General features: G+C 64.8%; 16 protein-coding genes. 12 read left to right on the top strand and 4 right to left on the bottom strand.

Translation table 11 applies throughout. The annotated features are described in order from the left end of the window. Positions 1–68: 68 nt before the first annotated feature. From EO99_RS0100720 to EO99_RS0100710, 3 genes are all read left to right on the top strand, one after another. Positions 69–1,922 (top strand): M3 family oligoendopeptidase, encoded by a 1,854-nt coding sequence (locus tag EO99_RS0100720; RefSeq protein ID WP_029616734.1) that lies wholly within the window; start codon positions 69–71, stop codon positions 1,920–1,922. Positions 1,923–2,102: 180 nt separating this feature from the next. Next, a complete protein-coding gene (locus EO99_RS0100715; RefSeq protein ID WP_029616733.1) occupies positions 2,103–3,263 on the top strand; it encodes an aminodeoxychorismate synthase component I in 1,161 nt (386 codons plus the stop codon). Then, on the top strand, positions 3,212–3,871 hold the full coding sequence (locus EO99_RS0100710) for an aminotransferase class IV family protein (RefSeq protein WP_029616732.1): 660 nt from the start codon (positions 3,212–3,214) through the stop codon (positions 3,869–3,871). Before EO99_RS0100715 ends, EO99_RS0100710 begins: the two co-directional genes overlap by 52 nt. A 7-nt stretch (positions 3,872–3,878) precedes the next feature. On the opposite strand, the gene EO99_RS0100705 is transcribed toward EO99_RS0100710, so the two are convergent. After that, positions 3,879–4,220 (bottom strand): Atu4866 domain-containing protein, encoded by a 342-nt coding sequence (locus tag EO99_RS0100705; RefSeq protein ID WP_029616731.1) that lies wholly within the window; start codon positions 4,218–4,220, stop codon positions 3,879–3,881. 11 nt (positions 4,221–4,231) lie between these two features. Then, on the bottom strand, positions 4,232–4,954 hold the full coding sequence (locus tag EO99_RS0100700; RefSeq protein ID WP_029616730.1) for an SDR family oxidoreductase: 723 nt from the start codon (positions 4,952–4,954) through the stop codon (positions 4,232–4,234). A gap of 109 nt (positions 4,955–5,063) precedes the next feature. On the opposite strand from EO99_RS0100700, the gene EO99_RS0100695 reads away from it, so the two are divergent. The 7 genes from EO99_RS0100695 (at position 5,064) to EO99_RS0100660 (ending at position 13,064) form a co-directional block, all read left to right on the top strand. Next, positions 5,064–5,960: a LysR family transcriptional regulator gene (locus EO99_RS0100695; protein WP_029616729.1), complete on the top strand. Its 897-nt coding sequence runs from the start codon at positions 5,064–5,066 to the stop codon at positions 5,958–5,960. Between the two features lie 136 nt (positions 5,961–6,096). Next, positions 6,097–7,539 (top strand): homospermidine synthase, encoded by a 1,443-nt coding sequence (locus EO99_RS0100685; protein WP_029616728.1) that lies wholly within the window; start codon positions 6,097–6,099, stop codon positions 7,537–7,539. Between the two features lie 157 nt (positions 7,540–7,696). Next, complete coding sequence (gene omp10 / locus EO99_RS0100680; RefSeq protein ID WP_029616727.1) at positions 7,697–8,065, top strand: outer membrane lipoprotein Omp10; 369 nt, start codon at positions 7,697–7,699, stop codon at positions 8,063–8,065. A gap of 216 nt (positions 8,066–8,281) precedes the next feature. Then, positions 8,282–10,312 carry a 5'-nucleotidase C-terminal domain-containing protein gene (locus tag EO99_RS0100675; RefSeq protein WP_029616726.1) on the top strand — a complete coding sequence of 677 codons (2,031 nt, stop codon included), beginning with the start codon at positions 8,282–8,284 and terminating at the stop codon, positions 10,310–10,312. A gap of 121 nt (positions 10,313–10,433) precedes the next feature. Continuing rightward, positions 10,434–11,468: a ferrochelatase gene (hemH, locus tag EO99_RS0100670; protein WP_029616725.1), complete on the top strand. Its 1,035-nt coding sequence runs from the start codon at positions 10,434–10,436 to the stop codon at positions 11,466–11,468. A gap of 81 nt (positions 11,469–11,549) precedes the next feature. Further along, on the top strand, positions 11,550–12,605 hold the full coding sequence (locus tag EO99_RS0100665; protein ID WP_029616724.1) for an SPFH domain-containing protein: 1,056 nt from the start codon (positions 11,550–11,552) through the stop codon (positions 12,603–12,605). Between the two features lie 3 nt (positions 12,606–12,608). Then, positions 12,609–13,064, top strand: a complete 456-nt coding sequence (locus tag EO99_RS0100660; RefSeq protein ID WP_029616723.1) for an NfeD family protein — start codon at positions 12,609–12,611, stop codon at positions 13,062–13,064. Here EO99_RS0100660 and EO99_RS0100655 read toward each other — a convergent pair whose 3' ends face one another. Further along, positions 13,065–14,060: a KpsF/GutQ family sugar-phosphate isomerase gene (locus EO99_RS0100655; protein WP_029616722.1), complete on the bottom strand. Its 996-nt coding sequence runs from the start codon at positions 14,058–14,060 to the stop codon at positions 13,065–13,067. Between the two features lie 133 nt (positions 14,061–14,193). Between EO99_RS0100655 and EO99_RS0100650 the strand changes: the two genes are divergently transcribed. After that, positions 14,194–15,819: an outer membrane beta-barrel protein gene (locus tag EO99_RS0100650; RefSeq protein ID WP_051679629.1), complete on the top strand. Its 1,626-nt coding sequence runs from the start codon at positions 14,194–14,196 to the stop codon at positions 15,817–15,819. A 54-nt stretch (positions 15,820–15,873) separates the two neighbouring features. Here EO99_RS0100650 and galU read toward each other — a convergent pair whose 3' ends face one another. After that, on the bottom strand, positions 15,874–16,758 hold the full coding sequence (gene galU, locus EO99_RS0100645) for a UTP--glucose-1-phosphate uridylyltransferase GalU (protein WP_029616720.1): 885 nt from the start codon (positions 16,756–16,758) through the stop codon (positions 15,874–15,876). A gap of 199 nt (positions 16,759–16,957) precedes the next feature. On the opposite strand from galU, the gene EO99_RS0100640 reads away from it, so the two are divergent. After that, positions 16,958–18,178 carry a lytic murein transglycosylase gene (locus tag EO99_RS0100640; protein ID WP_029616719.1) on the top strand — a complete coding sequence of 407 codons (1,221 nt, stop codon included), beginning with the start codon at positions 16,958–16,960 and terminating at the stop codon, positions 18,176–18,178. The last annotated feature ends 9 nt before the right edge of the window (positions 18,179–18,187 follow it).

Raw genomic sequence — 18,187 nt, 5'->3', positions numbered from 1 at the left:
TTGCATTTTAACGGCTGTCGCGGAAGACAGAGCCCAGCCAAGTGCACGCAGCGAGAAGGAAAAGGTGAATGATCAAGCCCGCGACATCCAACCCGGCATTGCAGGCGCCGGCGCAACACGCGGCAGCAGCCGACCCGGCTCTCGGCCTGCTGCCGGTCTGGAAGCTTTCGGACCTCTATCCCGCCAAGGACTCGCCCGCCTTCACCGCCGATATGGAAAAGGCCACAACGCTGTCGTCGGCCTTTGAGGCAAAATGGAAGGGCCGGCTGGCCGAGGCGGCCGCAAAGACAGGCCCCGACGGCCTCGGACAGGCGCTCGCCGAATACGAAGAGCTTGAGGATCTCCTCGGCAGGATCGGCTCCTTTGCCGGCCTCACCTATTTTTCCGATACCTCGAGCCCCGCCAACGGCAAGTTCTTCGGCGACGTGCAGTCGAAGCTGACGGATCTCTCCGCCCACCTCCTGTTCTTCGCGCTGGAGCTCAACCGCATCGACGACGCCACCATGGACGCAGCGCTCGACCGCGATCCGCAGGCGGCCCACTACCGCCCCTGGATCCTCGACCTGCGCAAGGACAAGCCCTACCAGCTCGACGACCGGCTGGAGCAGCTGTTCCTCGAGAAGTCCATGACCAGCGCCGCCGCCTTCAATCGCCTCTTCGACGAGACCATGGCGGAGCTGCGCTTCGAGATCGACGGCGAGAAGCTGCCGCTGGAGCTCACCCTCAACATGCTGCAGGAACGCGAAGAGCCTGTTCGCCGCAAGGCCGCCGAGGCCCTGTCTAAGACCTTCCAGCAGAACATCCGCGTCTTCACGCTGATCACCAACACGCTCGCCAAGGACAAGGAAATCTCCGACCGCTGGCGCGGCTTCGACGACATCGCCGACTCGCGCCACCTCGCCAACCGCGTCGAGCGCGAGGTGGTCGACGCTCTCGCCGCCGCCGTCCGCGACGCCTACCCGCGCCTCTCGCATCGCTACTACACGATGAAGGCCAAATGGCTGGGCATGGAGCAGATGAACTTCTGGGACCGCAACGCGCCGCTGCCGGAAACCCCCAATGCGTTGATTTCCTGGTCGGACGCCCGCGACACCGTTCTGTCGGCCTATGACGGCTTTGCGCCCGAGATGGCCGATATCGCCCGCCGCTTCTTCGACGAGGAGTGGATCGACGCGCCGGTGCGGCCCGGCAAGGCACCCGGCGCATTCGCCCATCCGACCGTCCCCTCCGCGCACCCCTATGTCCTCGTCAACTACATGGGCAAGCCGCGCGACGTGATGACGCTCGCCCACGAGCTCGGCCACGGCGTCCACCAGGTGCTGGCCGGCAGCCAGGGCGCGCTGATGTCCCAGACGCCCCTGACCTTGGCCGAGACCGCCTCCGTCTTCGGCGAGATGCTGACCTTCCGCGCCCTTCTCGACAAGACGAAGGACAAGCGCGAGCGCAAGGCCATGCTCGCCCAGAAGGTCGAGGACATGATCAACACGGTCGTGCGCCAGATCGCCTTCTACGAATTCGAGCGCAAGCTCCACACGGCGCGCCAGGAGGGCGAACTGACGTCCGAGCAGATCGGCGAACTCTGGCTCTCCGTCCAGGCGGAAAGCCTCGGACCGTCGATCCGCATCTCCGAGGGCTATGAGACGTGGTGGGCCTATATCCCTCACTTCATCCATTCACCCTTTTACGTCTACGCCTATGCCTTCGGTGATTGCCTCGTGAACTCGCTCTACGCGGTCTACCAGAATGCCGCGCCGGGCTTCCAGGACAAGTATTTCGAACTGCTGAAGGCCGGCGGCACCAAGCACCATTCGGAACTCCTGAAGCCCTTCGGCCTCGACGCGACCGACCCCGCCTTCTGGTCGAAGGGCCTGTCGATGATCGAGAGCCTGATCGACGAACTGGAAGCGCTGGACAAGGCCTGAGGCCCACCTGCGCAGACATGACGCCCCTGCCATTTCGAGGACGGGGGCGCTTGGCATGCTCGGCCTTCGCGGATAGTGGAAACCGTGCGGTCATGAGGCCGCGCAGCGGATCCCTTCTCCCCGCCAACCGGGAGAAGCTGGCGGCAGCCGGACGAGGGGCAGCTGGAACCTGAGAAGACGATGCAAGACCACCAGCCCTACGCCCTGTTTCGCGACGACAAGCGCGGCGAAAGCCGCGTGTTCGCCGATCCGCGCGAGATCGTCACGGCCCGCACCGCCGACGAGGTGCTGCCGGCGCTCGCCCGCCTGGAAAAGGCGCGCCGCGACGGCTTCTGGCTCGCCGGCTTCCTGTCCTACGAGGCCGGCTATGTCTTCGAGGAGAAACTGCGGCCGCTGATCGTCGCGGAGCGCGAGACGCCGCTGATCGCGATCGGCATCTTCGACGCGCCGGCACCGGCCGACCACCCGCTCGCCGCACCGCCCGATGAACTGCCGACGGCGCCACTCCTGACCGAGCCCCGCGCCGCCTGGGATCTGGAAGCCTATCGCACCCGCTTCGAGCGCCTGCACGAGCACCTGCGCCGCGGCGATTGCTACCAGGCCAACCTGACCATGCCGGTGACCGCCAGATGGAGCGGCGATCCGCGCGCCGCCTTCTGGTCGCTCGTCTCCCGCCAGCCGGTCCATTACGGCGCGCTGATCGATTTTGGCGGTCCGATCATCCTGTCGCGGTCTCCGGAACTCTTCTTCAAGGTCGATGACGACTGCTGGATCGAGACGCATCCGATGAAGGGCACCGCGCCGCGCGGTGCAACGCCGGAAGAGGACGCGGCGATCGTTGCCGCCATGCTGGCCGACGAGAAGACCCAGGCCGAGAACCGCATGATCGTCGACCTCCTGCGCAACGACATCTCGATGATCAGCGAGGTCGGCACGCTCTCCGTACCGAAGCTCTTTGCGGTCGAGACGTACCCGACGGTCCACCAGCTGGTCAGCCACGTGCGGGCCAGGCTGCGGCCGGAGATCGGCCTGCCGGAAATCCTCGCCGCCCTCTTCCCCTGTGGGTCGATCACCGGCGCCCCGAAGATGTGGGCGATGCGCATCCTCGCCGCACTGGAAGCCGGCCCACGTGATGTCTATTGCGGCGCGATCGGCTACTGTGATCCGAAGGGGCCGATGCGTTTTTCGGTGGCCATCCGGACCTTGACCCTTTTCAAGACCGGCAAGGCGGTCTTCAATGTCGGCGGTGGCATCGTGTTCGATTCGACAGCAGAGGCGGAATACGAAGAATGTCTTCTCAAAGCACGGTTCGCACTCGGCAGTCAGGCGATCTCTCGCTGATCGAGACCATGCGCTGGGAGCCCGATCACGGCTTCCTGCGCCTCGACCAGCATATGCGCCGGCTTTCCCGCTCCGCCGATGCTTTGGGCTTTCTGGCACCGGCCGATCCCGCCATGGCGCTGCAGCTGGCCGTTGGCGGCGAAACCCCGCTCCGGATCCGCCTGAGCGTCACCTATCGCGGCAAGCTGGAAGTCACCACCACCCCCTTTGAACCGGAGCCCGAGAGCAAGGTCTGGCGGCTGCGGATCGCTAACCAGCGGCTGTCGTCCGACGATGCCTTCCTTCGCCACAAGACCACCCGGCGCGACGTCTACGAGGCCGCCCGCGCCGAGTTTGCGCCGAAGGACGCCGACGAGGTCCTGATGCTCAACGAGCGCGGCGAACTCTGCGAGGGCACGATGACGAACATCTTCGTCGAGGACGCGGACGGCCGGTTGCTGACCCCTGCCCTCTCGAGCGGCCTCCTTCCGGGCGTGCTGCGCGCCGAACTCATCCGCGAGGGCCAGGCCCGCGCCGAGGTGCTGCAGCCGGCGGCCCTCCAGAACCGCCGGCTTTTCGTCGGCAACTCCCTGCGCGGGCTGGTCCCTGCGGAGCTGGTGAACGACTGACGGCCGGCTATTTCTCCCGGTAGAACACCATGCCGCCGTGGTGCAGCGTGTCGTTGTCGACAAACTCCCCGTCCGCCGTGAAGCCGGTATCGTCCCAGTAGTCGATGTGGTTGCCGGTGACGGCATAGCGTCCCTGGTAGGCGCTGGCGCGACTGCCGCGCGCCTCGTCATAGCGCCCGTTCGCCAGGAGTTCCTGGCGGATGCGGCCGTCCCCGGTCACCCACATGCCGACATAGGGGTGATTCTGGGCGGCAGTCTGAAGGGTCATGTCGGTCTCCGCATGGGCGGGTTGAACAAGGGCTGCGCCAATCGACGCGGCAACAACGAAAGTGGAAAGACGAACAGCCATCGTCACCTTCCTCAGTTCGCCGACCGTGTGGGGCGCACGACGATCTCGTTGATGTCCACATCGGCCGGCTGCTCGATGGCAAACCGCACGGCGCGGCCGATCGCATCGGGCTGAAGCGCAATGGCGCGGTAGGCCTTCATGGCCTCGGCAGTGACCGGATCGCTGATCGTGTCGGCAAGTTCGCTCTCCACCACACCGGGATGGATGCAGGTGACGCGGATATCCTCGCGCTCCTGCCGCAGGCCGTCGGAAATCGCCCGCACCGCATATTTGGTGGCGCAATAGACGGCAGCGGTCGGCACCACCCGCAGCGCCCCGATAGAGGCGATGTTGATGATGTGTCCCGAACCCCGCGCCGTCATCTCCGGCAGCACCGCCGCAATGCCATGCAGCACGCCCTTGATGTTGACGTCGACCATGCGGTCCCATTCCTCGACCTTCATCGAGGCCATGGGCGACAGCGGCATGATGCCGGCATTGTTGACGATCACGTCGACGCGCCCGAATTCCTGGCGTGCCGCCTCGGCAAAGGCCGCCATGTCCGCCCGGTCCGTCACGTCCAGCCGGCGGGTCAGCACCCCGCCGGCCTCTCCGCGGATTTCGTCTGCCAGCGCCTCGAGCCGCTCGGTCCGGCGCGCACCCAGAACGAGCGTCGCACCCGCCCTGGCCAGTTCTCGCGCAATGCCCGCGCCGATGCCGCTGGAAGCGCCCGTGATCAGAATGACCTTGTCCATGTCTCTCTCCTTGTTGGCCCGCATGATTGCGGTTGCCAACAAGATAGACCCCGGCCATTGTATATGAAATCCGCCCGCTTCTTACCAGATTGGCAACGAAAGCTAACCAATGGCTCATGATCTCAATGCTCTCGCCATCTTCGCCGTGGTTGCCGAAGAGAAGAATTTCCGCGCCGCCGCCGACCGCATGGGGGTGACCCGCGCGGCCGTCAGCCAGACGATCCGCAAGCTGGAGGAAGGGCTTGGCATTGCCCTGGTGAGCCGCACGACCCGCAGCGTGGCGCTGACGGAAGCGGGCGAGCAGCTCTACGCCGACGCATCGCCGGCGCTTGCCAACATCCGCACCGCCATTGAGGCTGCGGGCAGCCTGCGCGGCAGTCCCCGCGGACAGCTGCGGCTGGCCGTCTCCTCGATTGCCGAGAGTTTCCTCTCCGGTCCCCTGCTCGCGCGCTTTGCCGAGGAGAACCCGCAGGTGAAGATCCATGTCACCGTCACCGACGAGGAGTTCGACATCGTCGCGGAAGGCTATGACGCCGGCGTGCGGCTCGGCGAGGTGATCGATCAGGACATGATCGCGCTGCCCGTCTCGGGCGACCAGCGGCAGATTGCGGTCGCCTCTCCCGCCTACATCGAGCGCTTCGGAGCGCCGAGCCATCCGCGCGAGCTGACGGCGCACCGCTGCATCGGCTGGCGCACTGCACCCGGCACCGCCTCCTACCGCTGGGAGTTCGCCGAAGACGGCAAGGAATTTTCCGTGGCCGTTGGCGACGAGATCACCACCACGGACATGGCCCTGATGATCCGCCTGGCGGTTGCCGGCGCCGGCATCACCTTCGGCATGGAGGAAAGCTTTCGCACGCATATCGAGCGCGGCGATCTGGTGCCCCTTCTCGATGCCTATTGCCCGCGCTTTCCGGGCTTTTACCTGTACTACCCGAGCCGCCGCAACCTCGCTCCGAAGCTGCGGGCACTGGTGGACCATCTGCGCCGTCATCGATCGGCGTGAGATCGATTTGCAGCCTCTTTATTGTGACGTGATTCTATGATCTAGAGCGCGAAAATTAGCGATCGAGCGCTCTCATCCGTTCCCTGTCGGCCTTGTGGCGCAGCGGCGCGATGCCGCGGCTCTGAAGGAGAAGCATATGAGTGAAACGACTTATCCGGTACATGCCGAAATCACCGGACCGATCGTGATGATCGGCTTCGGTTCCATCGGCCGCGGCACGCTGCCGCTCATCGAACGCCACTTCAAGTTCGACAAGAGCCGGATGGTCGTCATCGATCCCCGCGACGACGAGACCGGCATCCTGGAGAAGCACGGCGTCAAGCACATCAAGGAACACGTCACGCTGGAGAACTACAAGAAGCTCCTGAAGCCGCTCCTGACCAAGGGCGACGGCCAGGGCTTCTGCGTCAACCTCTCGGTCGACACCGGCTCGCTGGACCTGATGAAGCTCTGCCGCAAGCTGAACGTCCTCTACATCGACACGGTCGTCGAGCCCTGGCTCGGCTTCTACTTCGACAAGAGCATGAAGAATTCCGAGCGCACCAACTATGCGCTGCGCGAAACCGTGCGCCACGAGAAGAAGAAGAACCCGGGCGGCACGACGGCCGTCTCCACCTGCGGCGCAAACCCCGGCATGGTCTCCTGGTTCGTCAAGCAGGCACTGGTCAACCTGGCCAATGACACCGGCCTGAAGTTCGACGAGCCGGACCAGAACGATCGCGAAGGCTGGGCCAAGCTGATGAAGAAGCTCGGCGTCAAGGGCGTCCATATCGCCGAGCGCGACACGCAGCTGACCAAGCACCCCAAGCCGCTCAACGTCTTCTGGAACACCTGGTCGGTCGAGGGCTTCATCTCCGAAGGCCTGCAGCCGGCCGAACTCGGCTGGGGCACCCATGAGAAATGGATGCCGAAGAACGCCAAGAAGCACAAGAAGGGCTGCCAGGCGGCCATCTACCTGGAGCAGCCGGGCGCCAACACCCGCGTGCGCACCTGGTGCCCGACGCCCGGCCCGCAGTACGGCTTCCTCGTCACCCACAACGAATCCATCTCGATCGCCGACTACTTCACCGTCGAGAAGGATGGCGAGGTCGTCTACCGCCCGACCTGCCACTACGCCTACCATCCGGCCAACGACGCCGTCCTGTCGCTGCACGAGATGTTCGGCAACGGCGGCAACCAGCAGCCCGTCCTGCACGTGCTGGACGAGGACGAGCTTGAGGAGGGCATCGACGAGCTCGGCGTCCTGCTCTACGGCCACGAGAAGAACGCCTATTGGTACGGCTCGCGCCTGTCGCTCGAGGAAACCCGCAAGATCGCGCCCTACCAGAACGCCACCGGCCTGCAGGTCACTTCGGCGGTACTGGCCGGCATGGTCTGGGCCCTGGAGAATCCGGAGGCCGGCATCGTCGAGGCCGACGAAGTCGACTACAAGCGCTGCCTCGAGATCCAGATGCCCTATCTCGGGCCCGTCGAAGGCCACTACACCGACTGGACGCCGCTCGAAGGCCGCCCTGGCCTCTTCCCGGAAGACCTCGACACCTCCGACCCGTGGCAGTTCCGCAACATTCTCGTTCGCTGAACCGGTCTCCATCGCTCGGCAGGGGAAACTGTCCCGAATTCGGACGTTTCCCCTGTTGAAAGCTGCGAAAAGAGGCTGTGAAACCTTTTACTCTGCGCTAGATAGGAGATCGTGTTGCCACGGCCTCCGCCGTGTAGAACTGCGGGAGACACTGACCATGAAATTCAAAGCGAGCCTCGTGCTCATCGCCGTCGCCACGCTGAGCGCCTGCGTATCGTCTGCGCCGCGGCGTCTTCCGCCGCAACAGGCCTCTCTTGCGCCGCAGGGCGTCGAAGGGACCTGGGCGGATCCGAACGGCATCGTCTCGACCTTCCAGGGCGGCACATTCAGCACCCGCTCCACCGACAGCAATGCGCTGCTCGCTTCCGGCACCTACACCAATCTGTCGCCGACGCTGGTCGAGATCAGCATGACCTCGCTGGTGCGCAACACCCAGTCGCGCGTCAACTGCTCGCTGGTGACGCCAAGCCAGCTGAACTGCACCCAGGACAGCGGCGCGCAGTTCTCGCTGACCCGCCGCCTCTGAGGCGAACCGGTCTGATCCAGCAAAGCCCCGCTTCGGCGGGGTTTTTTATTGCCCGCAGGCAAGGCGGGACTTCCCTTCTGCGCTGCACATTTTCCTTGATGTCGCATGGCCTTGATGGAAACATGCTAAAGGCCCCGGGATAGGTCGCCCGCCCCAGGCGGGCCATGCCTCGTCGCCAGTAGAAGCGGCCGGTGGAACGAAACAGGAGAGAACACGATGATGAAGACCTTGAGACTGGGGCTGATGACGGCTTCGGCAATGGCTCTCTTTGCCGGCACGGCGCTTGCCGATTACGAACTCAATATCCTGCACATCAACGATCTCCATTCCCGCATCGAGGCGATCAACAAATACGATTCCACCTGCTCGGCGGACGAAGCCGCCAAGAACGAGTGCTTCGGCGGCATCGCCCGGGTGAAGACCGCCATCGACACGCGCCGCGGCGAGCTTGGTGACGCCAACCTCCTGGTGCTGGACGCAGGCGACCAGTTCCAGGGCTCGCTGTTCTACAGCATGTTCAAGAGCGGCCCGGTCGCAGACTTCATGAACGGCATTCGCTTCGATGCCATGGCGATCGGCAACCACGAGTTTGACGACGGCCCGCAGGAACTCCTGAAGTTCATCGACGCCGCCGAATTCCCGATCATTTCCGGCAACACCAAGGCCGCGGAAGGCAGCATCCTGACCGGCAAGTACGAGCCCTACATCATCAAGGAGATGGGTGGGGAGAAGGTGGCCGTCGTCTCGGTGCTGGCCACCGACACCGATGAGACCTCCTCTCCGGGCGACCAGATCAGCTTTCAGGACGAGATCGAATACCTGAAGACGGCGGTTCAGGATATCGAGGCGCAGGGCGTCGACAAGATCATCCTGCTCTCGCACGTCGGTTACGGACGCGACAAGGAGATCGCAGCCGCCGTGGAAGGCATCGACGTCATCGTCGGCGGCCACAGCCATACGCTGCTGTCGAGCACCGACGAGAAGGCCGCCGGTCCCTATCCGACCATGGTCGCCAACCCGGCCGGCACGGAAGTCCCGATCGTCCAGGCCTATGCCTATTCCAAGTATCTCGGCGACCTCAAGGTGGTCTTCGACGACAACGGCGTCGTCACATCCGCTGAAGGCGCGCCGCAGCTGCTCGATTCGTCCGTCGTCGCCGACGCGGGCTTCGCTGCCAAGGTCGAGGAACTCGGGCAGCCGCTCCAGGAATTGAAGCAGAAGGTGGTCGGCTCGGCCGAAGACACCATCGTCGGCGACCGCGATGTCTGCCGTGTCGAAGAGTGCTCCATGGGCAATCTCGTGGCCGACGCCCAGCTCGCACGCGTCCAGGACCAGGGCATCACCATCTCGATCGCCAACAGCGGCGGCCTGCGCGCCTCCATCGATTCCGGCGATGTCACCATGGGCGAGGTCCTGACGGTCCTGCCGTTCCAGAACACGGTCGCGACCTTCCAGCTCAAGGGCTCCGATCTCGCCGCCGCACTCGAGAACGGCGTTAGCCAGATCGAGGATGTTGCCGGTCGCTTCCCGCAGGTCGCCGGAATGAAATACTCCTTCGACCGGTCCAAGCCGCCCGGTGAGCGCATCACCGACATCCAGGTCAAGGAAGGCGAAGGCTTCGTGCCGCTCGATCCGGAGAAGACCTACGGCGTCGTCACCAACAACTACGTCCGCGGCGGCGGCGATGGCTACAAGGTCTTCGCGACCAATGCCGTCAACCCCTATGACTTCGGCCCCAACTTGGAACAGGCCGTTGCCGACTACCTGACGGCCAACAACCCGTACACCCCCTATACCGACGGCCGCATCACCGATGTGACGCCGGCCGACTACACGGCTCCTGCCCAAGAAGAGGCCCCGGCGGCCACACCGGCCCCGGCGGCCACACCGGCCCCGGCGGCCACACCGGCCCCGGCAACCACACCGGCCCCGGCGCCGTCCACGCCAGCTGCCACTCCGGCACCGGCTGCCCCGGCCCCGACGACCCCGGCACCAGCAACACAGGCTCCTGCCCCGGCAGCCGAAGCGACCCCGGCCCCGGCGGCCTCCTCCGAACAGTCTGCGGCTCCTGCCGCCGAGACCGGCACGCCGCGCACCTATGTGGTCGTGGTCGGCGATTCCCTCTGGGATATCGCAGTGGCCACCTATGGCGACGGTGCGATGTGGACGCGGCTTGCCGAGACCAACGGCATCCGCAACCCGGACCTGCTGATCATCGGCCAGGAGCTGGAACTGCCGGCCAACTAAGACGATTTGTCCCGTCGAACGAAGCGGCCCGGGACTTTCCCGGGCCGCTTTTTATTTCTAGATAGAACCAAACCTCTCGCGGCACCGTAGTAGCCGCTGAAACAGCAATCGGATTATTCAGATGGACGCCACTGCCCCCCACATTCCGCCCGGTCATCCGCAGGTCAAATTCGGAAAGGTCGGCGTCCTTCTCGTCAACCTCGGCACGCCCGACGGCACCGACTACTGGCCGATGCGGCGCTACCTGGCGGAATTCCTGTCCGACAAGCGCGTCATCGAGTGGTCGCGGCTCTACTGGTATCCGATCCTCTACGGCATCGTCCTCAACAAGCGCCCGCAGAAGGTCGGCAAGGCCTATGAGGAGATCTGGAACAAGGATCTTAACGAAAGCTACCTGCGCACCTACACCCGCAACCAGGCGGAACTGATGGCGGCCTCGATGAAGGACCTGCCGAACGTCGTGGTCGACTGGGGCATGCGCTACGGCAATCCCTCGATCGCCTCCAAGATCGACGAGCTCTATGCGCAGGGCTGCGAAAAGATCCTGCTGTTCCCGCTCTACCCGCAGTACGCCGCCTCGACGACGGCAACCGTCAACGACAAGGCCTTCGAGCACCTGATGACGATGCGATGGCAGCCGGCCCTGCGCACCGTGCCGCGCTACCACGACGACCCGACCTACATCGACTCCCTTGCCGTCTCGGTGGAGAAGGCGCTGGCGAAGATCGACTGGGAGCCGGAAATGCTGGTTGCCTCCTTCCACGGCATCCCGCAGTCCTATTTCAAGAAGGGCGATCCCTACCACTGCCATTGCCAGAAGACCGGCCGGCTGCTGCGCGAACGCCTCGGCCTGCCGAAGGAAAAGTTCATGGTCACCTTCCAGTCCCGCTTCGGGCCGGAGGAATGGCTGCAGCCCTACACCGACAAGACCATGGAGAAGCTGGCGAGCGAAGGCGTCAAGCGCATCGCGGTGATGAACCCCGGCTTCGTCTCCGACTGCCTGGAGACGCTCGAGGAAATCGCCGGCGAGGCCGCAGAGATCTTCGAACACGCCGGCGGCGAGAAGTTCCTGCACATCCCCTGCCTCAACGACAGCCCCGAGGGCATGCGGGTGCTGGAGACCGTCGTGCGGCGGGAACTGCAGGGCTGGGTCTAACCTCTTGTCCGAAGCCGCCATTTCCCTCTTCGGGGGGAACATGGTACTCCACTCCTCTCGAATTGAGTTGGAGGATTGAACATGTTTCTTGGCGGCTTCGACATCGTAGTCATCGCGATCGTAGTGCTGGTGATCCTCGTCCTGTTTGCGGGGATCAAGACCGTTCCGCAGGGCACTCGCTATACCGTCGAGCGGTTTGGCCGCTACACGCGTACGCTTGATCCCGGCCTCAACCTGATCACGCCTTTCATCGAGCGCATCGGCGCCAGGATGAACGTCATGGAGCAGGTGCTCGACATTCCGACCCAGGAGGTCATCACCAAGGACAATGCCAGCGTCTCCGCCGACGCCGTGGCCTTCTACCAGATCCTGAACCCCGCCCAGGCTGCCTACCAGATCTCCAACCTGGAGAACGCCATCCAGAACCTGACGATGACCAACATCCGGTCCGTCATGGGCTCCATGGATCTCGACGAGCTCCTGTCGAACCGCGAGGTGATCAACGAGCGGCTGCTGCGGGTCGTCGACGAGGCCGTCGGCCCCTGGGGCATCAAGGTGACGCGCGTCGAGATCAAGGACATCCAGCCGCCCCGCGACCTCGTGGAATCCATGGGCCGGCAGATGAAGGCCGAGCGCGAGAAGCGCGCCCAGGTGCTGGAAGCGGAAGGCTCGCGCAATGCGCAGATCCTGCGCGCCGAAGGTGCCAAACAGGCCGCCGTGCTGCAGGCGGAAGGCGAGCGGGAAGCGGCCTTCCGCGAGGCCGAGGCGCGCGAGCGTCTGGCCGAAGCCGAGGCCAAGGCCACCATGGTCGTCTCTCAGGCGATCGCTTCGGGCGATGTCCAGGCGATCAACTACTTCGTCGCCCAGCGCTACACCGAAGCACTGGCGGAAATCGGCAAGGCGCCCAACTCCAAGATCGTGCTGATGCCGATGGAAGCCTCGTCGCTGATCGGTTCGCTGGCCGGCATCGGCGCCATTGCCAAGGAAGTCTTCGGCGATGGCGACGGACCGACACGCAGCCGCCCGACCGTTCCGCCGCAGCCGCCGGCACCCGCGACACCGCCACGCACGACGCCGCCGGCACCTGCCTCCCCGGCCCGTCCGATCAATCCCTTCGCGCCGCGCAACGAGACCTGAGCCATGCTGCAGTCCCTCGCGTCCAGCCTCGGCCCATGGAGCTGGTGGATCTTCGGACTTCTGCTGCTCGCAGCCGAACTCCTCGTCCCCGGCGTCTTTCTGATCTGGATCGGCGCCTCGGCCATCATCGTCGGCGCGCTGTCGCTGCTCTTCTGGGAAGCAGGCTTCTGGTCCTGGCAACTGCAGTTCGTGCTGTTTGCGGCACTCGCCGCCGTGCTCGCCCTTTTCGGTCGGCGCTTTTACTCCAACAACCGTGAGACCGACGAGCCGCTTCTCAACCGGCGCGGCGAAACTCTCGTCGGGCGCACGGCGACGCTCCGGGAACCGATCCGCGAGGGCCGCGGTCGGGTGCATCTCGATGACACCTGGTGGTCGGTCAGAGGTCCGGACCTGCCGGCCGGAACCCAGGTCAGGATCACGTCCGCGGACGGAGGAAAGCTGAGCGTCGAGGCCGTCTGATCAGGCGACGCCGACGCGCAACAGATCGTGGAAGTGGACGATGCCGACCGGATGTCCGTCGTCATCGGTCACCATCAGCGAGGAGATATTGTGCTTGTTGAGGATCGCCATGGCGGCGGTCGCAAGCGTCTTCTCGCTCACCGTCTTCGGCGAACGCGTCATGATGTCGTCGACCATCATGGCGCCGAGATTGAGGTTGAGGCCGCGCGCCAGGTCGCCGTCGGTGACGATGCCGCAGAGCCGGCCGTCCTCGTCCAGCACGCCGACGCAGCCGAAGCGCCGCTCCGACAGCACCATGACGGCCTGCGGCAGTGGCGTGCCCTTGGCCACCAGAGGAATGGTGTCGCCGGTGTGCATGATGTCGCCGATGTAGCTCAGCATCGCGCCGAGCTTGCCGCCCGGGTGGAAGATGCGGAAGTCGAGCGCCGTAAAGCCGCGCGCCTCCAGGAGCGCGACCGTCAGCGCATCGCCCAGTGCCAGCTGCATCAGCGTCGAGGTGGTCGGCGCCAGCCCGTGCGGGCAGGCCTCCTGCTCCTTCGGCAACAGCAACACCACATCGGATTCGCGCGCCAGCGTCGAGATTTCACCCGCCGTCAGCGCGATCAGCGGAATGGAAAACCGCCGGCAGTAGGCAACGATGGTCTGCAGCTCCGCGGTCTCCCCGCTCCAGGACACCGCCAGCACGGCGTCGTCGCGCGAGATCATCCCGAGGTCGCCGTGGCTCGCTTCGGCGGCATGCACGAAGGAAGCCGGCGTTCCGGTGGAGGCAAGCGATGCGGCCAGTTTGGCGCCGATGTGCCCGCTCTTGCCGACGCCGGTAATGATCACCCGGCCGGACAGTCCGAGCACCAGCTCGACGGCGCGCTGGAAGGATTTCCCGAGCCCGTTTTGCAGCGCGCGCTCGAGCGACTCGAGACCGTTTCTCTCGATGCTGATGGTGCGAAGGGCGGATTCGATCACGTCCGCCTCGACCGGCTGGGGTGCGCTCTTGGTCATCAGCGGCATGTAGCGCCTTCTTCAAATGATGTCCACAAACATGAAGCGGGCGGAAACGCCCCCTCCGTCCCCTGCCCACACCAAGTGTTAACCACATGGCTTTACCTTTGCGTAACGATCGCAAGACCCGGGCATGCAGATGACAGTGATGAAACAGCAAGGCGGACGTCAGGCGCTGCATCGGCAGGCCGTCGCGATCCTGCTTGCCTGCTCGACGCTGTCCGCCCCGGCAATGGCCCTTGCGCAGACACTCTATGCCGCCCCGGCTGAGCCGCAGGAGCGCAACATCTACAGCCCGACGAACCCGGTGAACAACGACGGTCGCGAGGGAACCTGGGCGACGGCGCCGGCCATCGGCGTCACGCCCTTGCGGACCCGCCCGGCCATGCCCGCAACGTCCTCCAACGCCTCCGCAGAGCCAGCATCAGCGCTCCTCTCGGGCACCTCCACTGACCCGACCGCGGCTGCCACGGACATAACCGATGCCACCGACCCTGCATCGCTGACCACCGGCGCGGTGACCTCCGGCAACAGCACGCCGGTCAACGACCCGCCCTATGTGGAGGATCTGAACCAGCCCTATCCGGACCTGCTCGATCCGCCCGCCGACGATCCGGCCACAGAGGAGGCGGCGGCGCTTCCCGGCGATCCAACCGGCATCCGGCTCGGCACCCTCCTCCTGCGTCCCTCGATCGGCCAGTCGATCAACCGCGAGACCATTCGCGACGGCGACACGGAGACGAAGCGCAACTATCTGGGCACCACCATCCGCGGCACGCTGACCTCCGACTGGGCGCGCCACCAGCTCTCCGTGACCGGCGAAACCGTCATCGAGCGCAACCTCGGCGGCGGCGAGCAGCCGAAGCCGGAAGGGCAGATCGACGCCAACCTGCGGCTCGACCTTGCCGACGAGACCATCGCCAATATCTCCGCCGGCTACGACTTCGAGCGCGAGGACAACAGCGACCCGAACGCCATCGGCGGCGCCTCGGCTCAGTCCGGCGTGCACCAGTTCAACGGCGGCCTCACCCTGGAACGGGACGCCGGCATCCTTCGCGGACTGGCCGGTCTCGGCATCAGCCGCGAGATCTACGGCGATGCCGAACTCCAGGACGGCTCCAGCCTCGACCTCGGCGACCGCGACCACACCCTGGTCGACGGGCGCCTGCGCCTCGGCTACGAACTCTCGCCGGCCCTCATTCCCTTCGTCGAAGTCCGGGGCGGCCGCAATTTCTACGACCGGACGCAGGATTCCGCAGGCTACGAGCGCTCCTCATGGACCTATGGCGGTCGCGGCGGCGTGGAATTCGATCTCAGCGAGAAGCTGAGGGGCGAACTGGGGCTGGGCTACGAACGGGTGGAGTACGACGACAGCCGTCTCGCGGCGCTCGACGGCCTGACCGTCGACGGCCGCACCGTCTGGTCGCCACAGCGCGGCACGGAGCTGGAGCTGGCCCTGCGGACGACGCTGCAGGATGCCACCGCAGCGGGAGCAAGCGGCTGGGTGGAATACAATCTGGCGGCGACACTGACGCACCAGCTGCGACACAATCTCGTCGGCCGCCTGACCGGTGGCGCGACAGAACGCGTCTTTCCGCAGGCCTCCGACGAGACCACCTGGATCAGCGGCGTCGGCCTCACCTGGAGCCTCAGCCGCTATCTCGATCTGACCGGTGCCGTCGAATACGAATACACCGACCGCACCGGCACCGACACGAAGACCCTGCGGGCAGGTCTCGGCCTGACGCTGCGCAGATAGCAGAACGCCCGGGCTGTACCCGGGCGCTTGTGTTTGCCGTTCCCGATCGGGACCTCAGCTGAGCTTTGCGACCATCTCCCGCAGCGGCCCTTCGATCGCGGGGCGAATGTCGCCACGCTGCAGGGCAAAAGCCAGGTTGGCGAGGATGAAGCCGTCCTTGGCGCCGCAGTCGAAGGTCTCGCCCTTGAAGTGGTAGGCGGCAAATTCCTGTTGCTTGGCAAGCGCCAGCATGCCGTCGGTGAGCTGGATCTCGTTGCCGGCTCCGCGTTCCTGCGTCTCCAGGATGCCGAAGATCTCCGGCTGCAGGATGTAGCGGCCGTTGATGTAGAAGTTGGAAGGCGCCGTGCCCTTGGCCGGCTTCTCCACCATCTCGGTCACCTTGAAGCCTTCGCCGACCTTGTCGCCGACACCGACGATCCCGTACTTGTGGGCCATCTCCGGGTCGCATTCCTCGACGGCCAACACGTTTCCGCCGGTTTCCTCGTAGATCTCGATCATGCCCTTCAGGCAGCTCTTCTCCGACGACATGATCATGTCGGGCAGGAGCACGGCGAAGGGCTCGTTGCCGACTATGTCGCGGGCACACCAGATCGCGTGGCCAAGACCCAGCGGCACCTGCTGGCGCGTGAAGCTCGCCGTGCCGGCTGTCGGCAGGAGGTCCGCCAGCAGGCTGAGCTCGGCGTTCTTGTTGCGCTCGCGCAGCATCTGCTCCAGCTCGAACTGGATATCGAAATAGTCCTCGATGACGCCCTTGCCGCGTCCGGTGACGAACACGAAGTGCTCGATCCCCGCTTCCGCCGCCTCGTCGACGACGTATTGGATGACGGGCTTGTCGACCACCGTCAGCATTTCCTTCGGCACCGCCTTCGTTGCCGGCAGGAACCGGGTCCCAAGTCCAGCAACGGGAAATACAGCCTTACGAATTTTCGTCTGTGCCACGCACACCTCCTGAAGCACACATCATGGTGCCAATCACAATGCGGTTATTTAACCCTGATTTGCTACCGTTTAACAACCGGTGACGTCGCCTGCCTCGATATGGTAAAGAGTTTGTTGACTCTGATGTATTATCCATTCGTTAAGCCGGACACCATGCTCGGTGAAGTATGAACTTTAAGAGCAACGGACACGACTGCCGATGACAATATCCACCATCAATCGCTTTCGCGGATTTGCCTTTGCCCTGATCGCAGGGGCAGCCCTCGCGACCAACCCGATAAATGCCCGTGCCGACACGGGTTTCAAGACTTGGGTTGCAGATTTCTACGCCACCGCCGCTAAAAGTGGCATCAGCCGCTCGACCTACCAGAAGGCCTTCGCCGGTGTCGACGGCCCCGACAAGCGGGTCCTCGAAAAGGCCGCCTACCAGCCGGAGTTCAAGTCGCAGATCTGGGACTACCTGGATTCCCGCGTGAACCCCTATACCGTCAAGATCGGCCAGGAGATGCTGTCGAAACACGGCCGCACCCTGTCCGCGCTGGAAAATCATTTCGGCGTCGACAAGCACGTCCTGCTGGCCATCTGGTCGATGGAGTCCAACTACGGCGCGGTTCTGGAAAAGCGGGATCGCCTGCACCATGTGCCGCAGGCCCTGGCGACGCTTGCCTGGGGCGACCCCAAGCGGGGCAAATTCGCCCGCACCCAGTTGATCTCGGCCCTGAAGATCCTCCAGTCGGGGGAAATCACGCCGGATCACCTCACCGGCTCCTGGGCCGGCGCCATGGGCCACACGCAGTTCATCCCGTCGAGCTATCTTCTCTACAAGGTCGACGCCGACGGCAACGGCAATGCCGACATCTGGGATTCCATCCCCGATGCCCTGGCGACCGCCGCCAACCTCTTGGCCAAGAACGGCTGGCAGACCGGCAAGACATGGGGCTATGAGGCCGTCCTGCCGGGCGGAGCAGCCAAATACGATGGTCAGACGAAGACGCTTGCGCAGTGGGCCGCTCTCGGCTTCTCGCGGCCGAACGGCAAGCCCTTCCCGCGCCCGGGCGACCGGGCGGAGCTGAAGCTGATGGCGGGTGCCAATGGCCCGGCGTTCCTGATGATGCGCAACTTCTTCGTCACCAAGCGGTATAACGCCGCAGACAGCTATGCCCTCGGCGTTGGCCTGCTCGCGGACCAGATCGCCGGCTACGGCGGCATGCAGCAGCGCTGGCCGCGGCCGGACGGCACGCTCGACATGGTGGAAAAGTTCGAGCTGCAGACGAAGCTCAAGCAGCTCGGCTATTACGAGGGCGAGATCGACGGCAACTTCGGTTCAGGCTCCAAGGCCGCCGTCCAGGCCATCCAGCAAAGGCTCGGCATGCCGGCGGACGGCGAACCCTCGCACAACCTTTTGCGGGCGCTTCGTTGACAAGAACAG

The organism is Pseudorhizobium marinum, from assembly GCF_000705355.1.
In the GTDB taxonomy this organism is placed as follows: domain Bacteria; phylum Pseudomonadota; class Alphaproteobacteria; order Rhizobiales; family Rhizobiaceae; genus Neorhizobium; species Neorhizobium pelagicum.
The sequence above is the reverse complement of the archived record's forward strand: the minus strand, read 5'-3'. Positions and strand labels throughout refer to the sequence as shown.

Excerpts from the sequence above, each read along its gene's own strand:
- EO99_RS0100720 (WP_029616734.1), top strand. The coding sequence starts at position 69 with ATGATCAAGCCCGCGACATCCAACCCGGCATTGCAGGCGCCGGCGCAA.
- EO99_RS0100715 (WP_029616733.1), top strand. The coding sequence starts at position 2,103 with ATGCAAGACCACCAGCCCTACGCCCTGTTTCGCGACGACAAGCGCGGC.
- EO99_RS0100710 (WP_029616732.1), top strand. The coding sequence starts at position 3,212 with ATGTCTTCTCAAAGCACGGTTCGCACTCGGCAGTCAGGCGATCTCTCG.
- EO99_RS0100705 (WP_029616731.1), bottom strand. The coding sequence starts at position 4,220 with ATGGCTGTTCGTCTTTCCACTTTCGTTGTTGCCGCGTCGATTGGCGCA.
- EO99_RS0100700 (WP_029616730.1), bottom strand. The coding sequence starts at position 4,954 with ATGGACAAGGTCATTCTGATCACGGGCGCTTCCAGCGGCATCGGCGCG.
- EO99_RS0100695 (WP_029616729.1), top strand. The coding sequence starts at position 5,064 with ATGGCTCATGATCTCAATGCTCTCGCCATCTTCGCCGTGGTTGCCGAA.
- EO99_RS0100685 (WP_029616728.1), top strand. The coding sequence starts at position 6,097 with ATGAGTGAAACGACTTATCCGGTACATGCCGAAATCACCGGACCGATC.
- omp10 (WP_029616727.1), top strand. The coding sequence starts at position 7,697 with ATGAAATTCAAAGCGAGCCTCGTGCTCATCGCCGTCGCCACGCTGAGC.
- EO99_RS0100675 (WP_029616726.1), top strand. The coding sequence starts at position 8,282 with ATGATGAAGACCTTGAGACTGGGGCTGATGACGGCTTCGGCAATGGCT.
- hemH (WP_029616725.1), top strand. The coding sequence starts at position 10,434 with ATGGACGCCACTGCCCCCCACATTCCGCCCGGTCATCCGCAGGTCAAA.
- EO99_RS0100665 (WP_029616724.1), top strand. The coding sequence starts at position 11,550 with ATGTTTCTTGGCGGCTTCGACATCGTAGTCATCGCGATCGTAGTGCTG.
- EO99_RS0100660 (WP_029616723.1), top strand. The coding sequence starts at position 12,609 with ATGCTGCAGTCCCTCGCGTCCAGCCTCGGCCCATGGAGCTGGTGGATC.
- EO99_RS0100655 (WP_029616722.1), bottom strand. The coding sequence starts at position 14,060 with ATGACCAAGAGCGCACCCCAGCCGGTCGAGGCGGACGTGATCGAATCC.
- EO99_RS0100650 (WP_051679629.1), top strand. The coding sequence starts at position 14,194 with ATGCAGATGACAGTGATGAAACAGCAAGGCGGACGTCAGGCGCTGCAT.
- EO99_RS0100640 (WP_029616719.1), top strand. The coding sequence starts at position 16,958 with ATGACAATATCCACCATCAATCGCTTTCGCGGATTTGCCTTTGCCCTG.